Genomic DNA, 10524 nt, shown 5'->3' with positions numbered 1-10524 from the left:
CCAGGAAACCCGGAGAGTAGCTTAAATCCCGCCAGATCCTGTCCAAGGATCGGGGAGCATCTCACCTTGTTGGCGTTCACGCCGCGCTCGAGCAGGTCGCCGTTGGCGAACTTCTGCGCCCAGAGAGGCCCGTGGAACTTCACGTGCCCGAACTCATGGATGAGCGTGGTGCGGAAGCGATTCTCGCGCCGTTCATCGGCCGCGATGCGTTCGGAGATTGATACCTTGGGCCCGCGGTCGGGGAAGAACTCGGTCACCCCTTCGACATCTGCGCCGTATGCGGACAGGTCGGCGTACGGGTCGAGGTTCGCATCGTGCATCTCGATCAGCACGGTCAGGTCATCGGTCGCCACGGGATAGTCGACCTTTCCGTGGCGCTTCACCAAAAGCTCACGGATCAGCCGCTCGCATTCATCGTCGAGATCCCGCTCGCGGTAGAAGGGTCGCTCGGCAAAGCGGCCCGTGTTGTCACGGATCATCTTCACCATGCGAACCTCCTTACTCTTTCAACGTCTTCCTGAAATTGGCGAAGGCCTCGACGACCTTGTCCGGGGTGGACGCATCCGGTCGCAGATCATCCGGAAGCCGGCCTGCGAGGGCGTACAGGTAGTCCTCCGGTATGTTCAGGATGCCGGAGAACTGGCGGATCAGGTGCCCCGAACTGGGGCTGCGTCGGTCGTGCTCGATGTCGTTCAGGTACTGCGGGGATATCGACCCGCCACCCTCTTCCTTCATCACGCGCGCTGCGATCTCCTTCTGGCTGAGACCGAGTCCCTTGCGGGCCTTCGAAATCGCCTGGCCGAAGGTCACACCGTCGGCGGACATGGCCGGTTCATCGCTTCTTCTCCCTGTCAATCCGCTTGTTCGCGGATATGCGAACCGTTACGCCTTATCCCCAAGGGGATCAACAGCTAACCGGAACATGCCCTCCGGGGAGCGGCTGTACGTGGTAAAGGCGGGATGAACGCGTGACTGATCGGGCTGCTGCTCTCGAACTTCTCAGGCTCGCCCTCGGCGATGCCACCGCCGAATTCCGCGACGGGCAGTGGGAGGCCATCGATGCGCTGGTGAACCGGCGAGAACGGTTGCTCGTGGTTCAGCGGACCGGGTGGGGTAAGAGCTCGGTCTACTTCATCTCGACGCGCATCCTTCGCGACCGGGGACGCGGACCGACCCTGATCGTTTCCCCACTTCTCGCTTTGATGCGAAACCAAATCGAAGCTGCAGAGCGACTCGGGGTCCGCGCGTTCACCGTCAACTCAACTAACCGAGAAGCTTGGTCTGAAATCGAGCGCGCCGTTCGCAGGAACGAGGTAGATGCACTGCTCGTGTCACCGGAGCGCCTCGCCAACGAAGAGTTTGTAGGCAACGTTCTACTGCCTATCGCAGAGCGGATTGGTCTGCTCGTGGTGGACGAGGCGCATTGCATTTCCGATTGGGGCCACGATTTCCGCCCGGACTATCGCCGCCTCGTCAACATCTTGCAGCGCATGCCGTCCAACGTGCCGATCCTCGGCACCACTGCGACCGCCAACAATCGCGTGGTCGAAGATGTTCAAAGCCAGCTCGGGGATATTGGCATTCAGCGCGGAAGCCTGATGAGGAGCAGTCTCGCTCTGCAAAACATACAGCTACCGACTCAGGCTGAACGATTGGCCTGGCTCGCAGAGCACGTACCTGCACTGCCCGGGACCGGCATCGTTTATGCGCTCACGAAGCGAGATGCAAAACAGGTTGCCGACTGGCTGCAGTCTCATGGGATTGAATCTCGAGCATATTTCGGAGGTGTGGATGGCGACGGCTTTGAAGACTCCGACGCGTTCCGGCAGCACCTCGAGCAGCAGCTTCTGAGAAATGAAATTAAGGTACTGGTCGCGACGACGGCGCTCGGTATGGGCTATGACAAGCCGGACCTAGGCTTCGTCGTACACTACCAGGCGCCTGGATCCATCGTCGCCTACTATCAACAGGTCGGTCGAGCGGGACGCGCTATAGACCATGCCGTTGGCATTCTGATGTCAGGGGAAGAAGATGCCAAAATCCATGAATTCTTCAGAAGAAGCGCCTTTCCCAAGGAAGCGTGGGTTCGCGCGATACTAAGTGAGCTTGAGGAAAGTGACGGACTGACTACTCGCCAGCTCGAAGAGGCCGTCAACCTTAGAAGCAAACAGATCGAGCAGGTTCTGAAATTCCTTTCCGTGGAAAACCCAGCGCCGATATTGAAGTCGGGCTCGCAATGGCAACGGACACCGGTTCCCTATCGTATGGATCATGAGAAGTTAGAGAGGCTGACGGGCCAGCGTGAAGAGGAATGGGACGAAGTACGTCGATACGTCGCCCATGAAGGCTGTCTTATGGAGTTCCTCGCAGAAGCGCTGGACGACGCAGATCCCAAACCATGTGGCAAATGCTCCGGATGCTTAGGCCGACCCATCGTGGCGCAGGATTTCACCCGAGTGACAGCGATCGCCGCCACGCGGTATCTGCGTCAGGCCGAGCTTGAGCTGCAGTGCAAGAAACAGGTCGCGCGGGGCGCGTTCCCGGAGTACGGCCTAACTGGAAACATACCCGAGCATCTTCGCGCCGAAACCGGTCGGATCCTGTCGAGATGGGGCGATGCCGGCTGGGGGCAGTTGGTGACAGACGACAAGCACACCGGCCACTTCCGAGACGAGCTGGTCTATGCAGTCGTCGAGATGTTGAATGAGCGCTGGCAGCCCACGCCAAGACCGGCCTGGGTGACCTGCGTGCCATCGCTGAATAATCCCACTCTCGTTCCTGACTTCGCCCGCCGCCTTGCTGACGCACTGGGACTGCCGTTCAAACCGGTGGTAAAGAAGGTCAAGGAAAACGAGCCACAGAAAGTGCAGCAGAACAGATTTCATCAGTGCAGGAACTTAGACGGCGTCTTCGGGATCGACGGACCGGTGCGAACAGGCCCCGTGCTGCTTGTGGATGATGTGGTCGACTCGGCCTGGACGCTAACGATTTCCGCTGCCCTTCTTCGAAACGCCGGCAGTGGTGCGGTTTGGCCTTGCGCTCTCACAACATCGAGCATTGGGGCCTAGAATGAACGTGAACTCCCAAGCCCAAGCGGTGATCCTCCTCACTGTCCCTTTTGGCAAGACAGACGCCAAGCCACTTTCTGTCAGGGAATGGGGACGCTTTGCTCTCTGGCTGAAGGACCATGAACTGGAGCCATCGCGACTCCTCAAGGGAGACCCGCAATCTCTTCTTTCCGGCTGGATGGACCGCACCGTCACCCTGCAAAGGATCGAAGGCCTTCTGGATCGTGGCGGGGCCCTAGGCCTTGCCTTGGAAAAATGGCAGCGGGCCGGGCTCTGGATCGTGACCCGATCCGAACCCGACTATCCGGAGAGGCTGAAGCGCAGGCTGCGCCTCGACTCTCCTCCAGTTCTCTTCGGTTGTGGCAACAGAGCGCATCTCAACAAAGGCGGCGTCGCGGTGGTGGGATCTCGTGATGCCGACGAGGCCGACCTCGAGTTCTCAACGCGCCTTGCCCGATCCGCAGCGAACCAAGGCTTTTCGGTAATTTCTGGCGGTGCCCGCGGCGTCGACGAGAGCGCGATGCTCGGCGCCCTCGAGAACGAGGGCACATCTGTCGGAGTGCTGGCCGACAGCGTTCTCCGGGCAGCGACATCTGCCAAATATCGCAAGTATCTGCTCGCCGGCGACTTGGTCTTGGTGTCGCCGTTCAATCCGGAGGCGGGCTTCAACGTCGGCAATGCCATGGCGAGGAACAAGCACATCTACTGTCTGTCCGATGCTGCCGTGGTCGTGAACAGCACGCCCGACAAGGGAGGCACCTGGACCGGTGCGACAGAAGACCTGAAAAGCGGATGGGTGCCGCTCTGGGTGCAGCATAAGGACGATCCTGCGTCCGGCAACGCAGCGCTCGTCCAAAAGGGAGCGCGCTGGTTTCCTCGAGATTTGCCGGCCCTTTCAAGCCTATGGGAGACGGTCAACGGCAGCGATACGGCACCCGAAGAGACATCACTCCCGCTGCTGCAGCAATCCGAGAAGGAGCAAGCTCCCTATGAAGCCGCCACTCTACACAAGATGGCCGCTTCGGCAGGGAGTGATGACGGAACTGCCGATGCGCCACCCTCAACCGATCCAATCGCTACCGTCGACGCAAAGGACAGCTCGTCGAAACCTGCGAGCGACTTCTACAGCCTGTTTCTCCAGTGCTTGCGGGGGCTAACCGATGACGCCCCTATGAAGGTCGAGGATATCGCTGCGCGCCTAGAGTTGGAGAAAGCGCAAGTGAACGCCTGGCTGAAACGGGGCACGACAGATGGGCAGATCAAGAAGCTCAGCAAGCCTGTTCGATATCAGTCAACATCCGCGGATCACCGGCAAGCATCCTTCTTTGGGAATGAGAGCTGAACCGTCGAGCTCGACATTGAAGAAATCAGGAAAGAGGGCAATTGTCTCGCTTCAATCCAAATCACCACGTCGCTCCGATATACGACGCTGCCGCAACGTGGAAAGAAAACTGCTTTCTCGCAGACGGGTCGGTATTGTCGGAAGGTGGAAACCTATGGACGACCAATCTGCTCGGCGAGCTTGATCAGCGATTCGTAAAGAATCTCGACGCAGGTGAAGGTGACTTTCTCTCGAAATTGAAGGTGCAGCTTTCGGAGGGCTCCCCTGATTGCCGCAGGCTGATGGCGGAGAGCCTGTGGCTTACGCTGCTCTTCCCGTCGAACGTCGGCGCAGCCAAGAAGCGCGAGAACGTGCAGGAGATCTGGTCTTGGTCAGGAGAGGACCTGAGCGCGACCCACCCACTCCTCGCAGACGCTGTTCTCGAAAGCATCGGCTCCGCCGGGACTGCCTACAACACGCACCGCTGGCGCGAGCTCGTTTTTCTCATCGGTGCTCTGCAAGATTTCAAGGCTCGCGATGGCTCCGAGCGCGAGCAGATCGCTTCGGATCCATGGGCATTCTCTGGCTGGTTGAGCAGCCTTCCAGAGGCGCGGCACCGACAGCTGATCCACATCCTGCCACACCTGCTGTTCCCTGATACCTTCGAGAGGATCAGTTCCGAGGGCGATAAGCGCCTGATCCTCGCCGGCTTCGGAGACACGACGGAGAAGGAGATCAAGAAGTGGAGCCCTGTCGGGATCGACCGCGCTCTGCTCGAGTTGCGCCGCAGACTTGAAGAAGAGCATGGCGCGGACATCGATTTCTACCAGGAAGAGTTCGAGTCCCAGTGGAAGAACCAGACGAAGAACTGGCTCCTCAGCTGGAACCCCTCCAGATGGACCTGGGACACACTCGCGGCCGACCGCGCCACGACGATCAGTGGGGAGAAGGCCGACAACCGATGGCGCTGCAGCTCAAGCAAGCCGCGCGAGGGGGACCGCGTCTTTCTGATCCGCACCGGCAATCCCCCGAAAGGCGTCGTGGCCGTCGGAAAGATCACGCGCGCGCCCTACGAAGCGGAGCACTGGGAGCAGTCCCGCGCCGACGCCGGCGAGACGACGCGGTTCGTTGACGTGGCATTCGATTCCGTCCGCGATGCAGCAACGGACCAGATCGTCCCTCTGGAAGAGCTGCGGAGCCTGGAACCTGGCCAGGAATGGAACCCGCAGTCTTCCGGGATCGAGATCAAGGCAAAGGCGGCGCGGAGCCTGGAGCGGCTGTGGAAAGCGCTGCCACCGATCAAATCCGGCATCACGACGCCAGGGGATGACGCCGGAACCGAAGATGCGTCTCCAAAGAAACTCACGCCTCCTCTGAACCTCATTCTCTACGGCCCGCCTGGGACCGGGAAGACCTACCGCCTCAAGAACGATTACCTGCCGCGATACCACGACGAGGCCGATGATCGCTTCGAGTTCGTGACGTTCCATCAGAGCTACGCGTACGAGGACTTCGTCGAGGGCATTCGCCCTGTCACGGAGAACGGCGCTGTCACCTATGAGGTGCGGCCGGGAGTGTTGAAGCGGCTTTGCGATCGGGCCCGGCGCGCGCCAAACAAGCGCTTCGCCCTCTTCATCGACGAGATCAATCGCGGAAACGTCGCCAAGGTCTTCGGCGAGCTCATCACGCTTGTCGAGGTGGACAAGCGGATCCGCATCGATGCGTCGGGCAACCGCGCGACGAGCTGCAAGGGCTTGGAAGTTACGCTCCCCTACTCCGGCGAGCGTATTGGGGTGCCCGCGAATGTCGACGTGATCGGCACCATGAACACCGCGGACCGCTCGATCGCTCTGCTCGACAGCGCCTTACGGCGCCGGTTCCGGTTCGAGGAACTCACGCCGAAGCCGGAACTGCTTGAATCGATCGATGACGGTGAGGGCAACGCGATCGACCTTCGTCAGCTTCTGCAGGCCATAAATGCCCGCCTGTCCCGCCTGCTGCATCGCGACCAGACCCTCGGCCACAGCTACTTCTACCACGTGAAGTCCTTCGGCGAGCTGCGCCGCGTATTTGCGCGGGAGATACTGCCGTTCCTGCAAGAGGCGTTCTACGACGACTGGCGGCAAATCCGATACGTCCTCGCCGACCAGGCCGTGGAAGAGGAGCTGCAATTGGTCCGGGCGCGTGCGCAGAGTGCTGCCGTGCTCTTTCCGAAGGCGGACCCGACCGAAATCGGGGACGGCGAGGCGTTCGAGATCATTCGGGAAGACGACATCACCCCGGACGCAATCCGGAAGATCTACGAGCCACCGGAATGAGGTGCCTGACCTTCCGAAAGAGGGAGGGCGTCAGCATCGGCCCGGCCGGCGAGATAAGCGAGCTCGAGGCAGAAGGGATCGCGAAACTCGCCGGACGTCTGCCACCGGGGGTCCTCACGTGGGGCCATCGGTCATTGAAGTTCGGGCCGTTCTGTGGGGTCCTGCAAACCGAGCAGCTGGCAATCGAGATCCTGCCAAAGATCGACTACGGCAGCGATAGCAGCGAAGACATGCGGGGCCTTCTGGTGGCCATGCTTGCGCGCGCTGGGGAGTTTGGGACGAAGAGGTTTGGCGATGCCGGCCTTGGGCAGCAGCACAGCCACCTCCTGGACGTCTTCATCGAGGATATCTGCGGCCAGGTGAAGTCCGCGCTCCGCGGCGGGGCCATCGCCCGCTACTCCGAGAGAACGGAAAACCTCCATGCCATCCGTGGGCGGCTCGAACTCACCGAGCATCTGCGCGCGAACGCCTTCGACCGTTCTCATCTGCTCTGCCGCTTCGACGAGCGCAGCATCGACAACCCATACAATCAATTGCTGAATGGCGTCCTGCGAATCCTCCACGGGTTCGCGCTGAGCCCGAGGACCCGGGCGATGGTCGCGGCGTTTCTCCATCGCTTCGACGAGGTGAGCGATCGTCGGATTACGGTTCGCGGCGTCGGCGCACTGCGGTTTGATCGGACCATCCGGAACTGGGAGCCGGTGTTTGCGCGGGCCCACTGGCTGTTGTCAGGCTTGTACCCGGATGTTCGCATCGGCGACGCAGCTGGTTCAGCGCTGCTGTTCAACATGGAGAAGCTCTTCGAGACGGTAGTCGGACTGCGCATCCGGCACGCCTGTCAGGCGCACCATGGTGGTCGTCTTTCCGTCGGGCTCCAGAGCCCTGTGAAGAACCTCGCGGCGGCGGGCTTCCAGCTGCGCCCCGACATTGCCATTCAGAGCGGAGATGAGACGGTCGCCATCCTCGATGCAAAGTGGAAACGCCTCGATCTCGGCGAAGCGAACTCCGGCGTCTCGAGCGGCGACGCGTATCAGATGAACGCCTACGCCAGTCGCTACCGCTGCAAGCGACTCGCGCTCGTTTACCCGGCCTCCAGGGACTGCCCGCCAGGAAGGATCACCGAGTTCGTGTTCATGACCGAAGAGCGGCCGGTACTGGATGTCGTCGCGGTCGATGTTCGAGAGCTCGCCTTTGGCAGCGGGATCCCGGCCGGAATCGATGCGATGATCCCTATCGAACGGAACTGGAAGCAACGTTCATCGCAGACACCGATTTACGAAGCGGTATGAAGGACTTCGGCCCCTCTTGCTTCCACAGTGCTTCCATGGGCGCTGGAAACGCAAACGCCGCCCTGGAGGGCGGCGCTCAAGCGTTTGGAAACGCGTGATATTTTGGTTGCGGGGGTAGGATTTGAACCTACGACCTTCAGGTTATGAGCCTGACGAGCTACCGGGCTGCTCCACCCCGCGCCAATGCGCTGTAGGTAGAAAGGTTGTTCGGTGAGCGCAAGGCCGGCAGGTGCATTTTCTTCATTCCCGCCACGCTTCGGCAACCCAACGTGTCGGCCGGACATATCCGCGCAAACCTTTGAAGCTTCTGGCTTCGGACCAGGCCCATGCCAGATGCTGAGTGACGGACGGTGCGGTTGGGTGTTTGGACGACCATCGACCGGCCACGGCGTCATGCGGGTTGAGCGCACCTGCGAAGATGATGACTTTTGCTCCCCTCGGTCGCTTCGGTTCCCGGACGAAATTAAGGGGGAAGATCGGCACGCATTCGATGCGGAAGTGCTTTACCCAAGCCCGTGGCCAGAATTTGACCCCGCCTGGCGCCTGATCAGTCACGAAGAACTGCTCATATCGGTACTTCTCTCCCACCCCCTGGGGATCGGCTGCGAATATCTCCTGAAGGCGGGAGAGTTTTCCAACAGGAAACCGGTAGATCGATGTCTGGCCCCGCCGCTGAAACGGTTTGGCGGCGTTTCTGGCCAAGATGACGTCATCCGGATCGCCGAAGCTGAAGAACTCGTCCAGTGACCCTGTGATGACGACGTCCAGGTCGACGAATAGGACCGGGCCGCTGAGCCCGCCGAGTTCCTTCGACCAGAGCGTGGATTTTGGCCACTTCCCGCGGACACCGGTCGGCATCTCGCATGGCAATGGCGGCATTTCCCTGAGTTGCACCTCAGATCGAATACCTTCGAACGAGTCTGTGAAACACGTCAGCGTGAAAGGCGGAGAGATATTCCGCTCGATCATCCCGTAGAGGCGGTTGACGTAGTCGGGTCCATACTTCGTGCCCCACCGGATGCATATAACTTGCTTGGTGTCGGTCATCCTACCTCTGCTCTCCAACAGACTGTGCAGAAATATCTCGATCGCAAAAACGAAAAAAGCGCCCCGAAGGGCGCTTGAAAATATCAGATCGTGAGAGATACACGACCCGGGCTCTTGTTAGGTTTGGCGACGACCTACTCTCCCACGTCTTAAGACGCAGTACCATTGGCGATACGGCACTTAACGGCCGAGTTCGGGATGGGATCGGGTGTTTTGCTCGCTCTATGATCACCAAACCGAACAAAAGTCCGGATCCAAGTCGACACTGCAGTATGCTTCCCAGACGAAGCCTGGCTTCTTCTGGATCGAATCAAGCCTATCGGACAATTAGTACCGGTCAACTGAACGCGTCACCGCGCTTACATCTCCGGCCTATCGACGTGGTGGTCTACCACGGTCCTCAGGGATACCTTGTTTTGAGGGGGGCTTCCCGCTTAGATGCCTTCAGCGGTTATCCTGTCCGATCATAGCTACCCAGCACTGCCATTGGCATGACAACTGGTCCACCAGTGGATCGTTCACCCCGGTCCTCTCGTACTAGGGGCAACTCCTCTCAAGTATCCTACACCCACGGCAGATAGGGACCGAACTGTCTCACGACGTTCTAAACCCAGCTCACGTACCTCTTTAAACGGCGAACAGCCGTACCCTTGGGACCTGCTCCAGCCCCAGGATGAGATGAGCCGACATCGAGGTGCCAAACACTGCCGTCGATATGGACTCTTGGGCAGTATCAGCCTGTTATCCCCGGCGTACCTTTTATCCGTTGAGCGATGGCCCTCCCACTTGGGACCACCGGATCACTATGGCCGTCTTTCGACTCTGCTCGACTTGTCAGTCTCGCAGTCAGGCTGGCTTATGCCATTGCACTCAACGAGCGATGTCCGACCGCTCTGAGCCAACCTTCGCGCGCCTCCGTTACGCTTTAGGAGGCGACCGCCCCAGTCAAACTACCCGCCACAGAGGGTCCCGGATCCGGATAACGGACCGCGGTTAGACACCAAGCGATGCAAGGGTGGTATCTCAAGGGTGGCTCCACAGAGACTGGCGTCCCTGCTTCGAAGCCTACCACCTATCCTGCACATGCATGGCCTGATGCCAGTCTGAAGCTGTAGTAAAGGTGCACGGGGTCTTTCCGTCTAACCGCGGGTAGCCTGCATCTTGACAGGCAATTCAATTTCGCTGAGTCGATGTTGGAGACAGCGGGGAAGTCGTTACGCCATTCGTGCAGGTCGGAACTTACCCGACAAGGAATTTCGCTACCTTAGGACCGTTATAGTTACGGCCGCCGTTTACCTGGGCTTCAATTCGGAGCTTGCACTCCTCCTTTTAACCTTCAGGCACCGGGCAGGCGTCAGACCCTATACGTCGTCTTGCGACTTCGCAGAGCCCTGTGTTTTTAGTAAACAGTCGCCACCCCCTGGTTTGTGCCCCCAGCCACTAGTTGCCTAGAAACTGGGCCTCCTTCTCGCGAACTTACG

At 59.9% G+C, this 10524-nt stretch carries 6 protein-coding genes, 1 tRNA gene, 2 rRNA genes and 1 pseudogene (1 of these 10 only partly in view); 4 read left to right on the top strand and 6 right to left on the bottom strand.

All coding sequences use genetic code 11. The annotated features are described in order from the left end of the window. Together jaqu_RS14420 and jaqu_RS14415 are read right to left on the bottom strand one after the other, a co-directional pair. Positions 1–488, bottom strand: a pseudogene (locus jaqu_RS14420) (hypothetical protein); the annotation flags it as partial. Positions 489–498: 10 nt separating this feature from the next. Continuing rightward, positions 499–825, bottom strand: coding sequence for a helix-turn-helix domain-containing protein (locus tag jaqu_RS14415; RefSeq protein ID WP_043919685.1), 327 nt, complete (start codon positions 823–825; stop codon positions 499–501). A 143-nt stretch (positions 826–968) separates the two neighbouring features. On the opposite strand from jaqu_RS14415, the gene jaqu_RS14410 reads away from it, so the two are divergent. From jaqu_RS14410 to jaqu_RS14395, 4 genes are all read left to right on the top strand, one after another. Then, positions 969–3068, top strand: a complete 2100-nt coding sequence (locus jaqu_RS14410; RefSeq protein ID WP_043919684.1) for a RecQ family ATP-dependent DNA helicase — start codon at positions 969–971, stop codon at positions 3066–3068. Position 3069: 1 nt separating this feature from the next. Next, positions 3070–4410, top strand: a complete 1341-nt coding sequence (locus tag jaqu_RS14405; RefSeq protein ID WP_043919683.1) for a DNA-processing protein DprA — start codon at positions 3070–3072, stop codon at positions 4408–4410. A gap of 281 nt (positions 4411–4691) precedes the next feature. Next, positions 4692–6707 carry an McrB family protein gene (locus tag jaqu_RS14400; RefSeq protein WP_201774370.1) on the top strand — a complete coding sequence of 672 codons (2016 nt, stop codon included), beginning with the start codon at positions 4692–4694 and terminating at the stop codon, positions 6705–6707. Continuing rightward, positions 6704–7996 (top strand): McrC family protein, encoded by a 1293-nt coding sequence (locus tag jaqu_RS14395; protein WP_043919681.1) that lies wholly within the window; start codon positions 6704–6706, stop codon positions 7994–7996. Before jaqu_RS14400 ends, jaqu_RS14395 begins: the two co-directional genes overlap by 4 nt. Before the next feature lie 103 nt (positions 7997–8099). On the opposite strand, the gene jaqu_RS14390 is transcribed toward jaqu_RS14395, so the two are convergent. From jaqu_RS14390 to jaqu_RS14375, 4 genes are all read right to left on the bottom strand, one after another. Beyond that, positions 8100–8176: transfer RNA gene (locus jaqu_RS14390), tRNA-Met, on the bottom strand. 60 nt (positions 8177–8236) lie between these two features. After that, positions 8237–9043 (bottom strand): glycosyl transferase, encoded by an 807-nt coding sequence (locus tag jaqu_RS14385; protein ID WP_043919680.1) that lies wholly within the window; start codon positions 9041–9043, stop codon positions 8237–8239. A 121-nt stretch (positions 9044–9164) separates the two neighbouring features. Beyond that, positions 9165–9279 (bottom strand): 5S ribosomal RNA (rrf, locus tag jaqu_RS14380). Between the two features lie 70 nt (positions 9280–9349). Then, positions 9350–10524: ribosomal RNA gene (locus jaqu_RS14375) — 23S ribosomal RNA — on the bottom strand (it continues 1655 nt past the right edge of the window).

Origin of the sequence: Jannaschia aquimarina, from assembly GCF_000877395.1 — a bacterium.
In the GTDB taxonomy this organism is placed as follows: domain Bacteria; phylum Pseudomonadota; class Alphaproteobacteria; order Rhodobacterales; family Rhodobacteraceae; genus Jannaschia; species Jannaschia aquimarina.
This window is presented reverse-complemented; position numbering and strand designations above follow the sequence as displayed.

What these genes read in the sequence shown, in the direction of transcription:
- jaqu_RS14400 (WP_201774370.1), top strand. Translation starts at nt 4,692, where the DNA reads ATGGCGGAGAGCCTGTGGCTTACGCTGCTCTTCCCGTCGAACGTCGGC.
- jaqu_RS14395 (WP_043919681.1), top strand. Translation starts at nt 6,704, where the DNA reads ATGAGGTGCCTGACCTTCCGAAAGAGGGAGGGCGTCAGCATCGGCCCG.
- jaqu_RS14405 (WP_043919683.1), top strand. Translation starts at nt 3,070, where the DNA reads ATGAACGTGAACTCCCAAGCCCAAGCGGTGATCCTCCTCACTGTCCCT.
- jaqu_RS14385 (WP_043919680.1), bottom strand. Translation starts at nt 9,043, where the DNA reads ATGACCGACACCAAGCAAGTTATATGCATCCGGTGGGGCACGAAGTAT.
- jaqu_RS14415 (WP_043919685.1), bottom strand. Translation starts at nt 825, where the DNA reads ATGTCCGCCGACGGTGTGACCTTCGGCCAGGCGATTTCGAAGGCCCGC.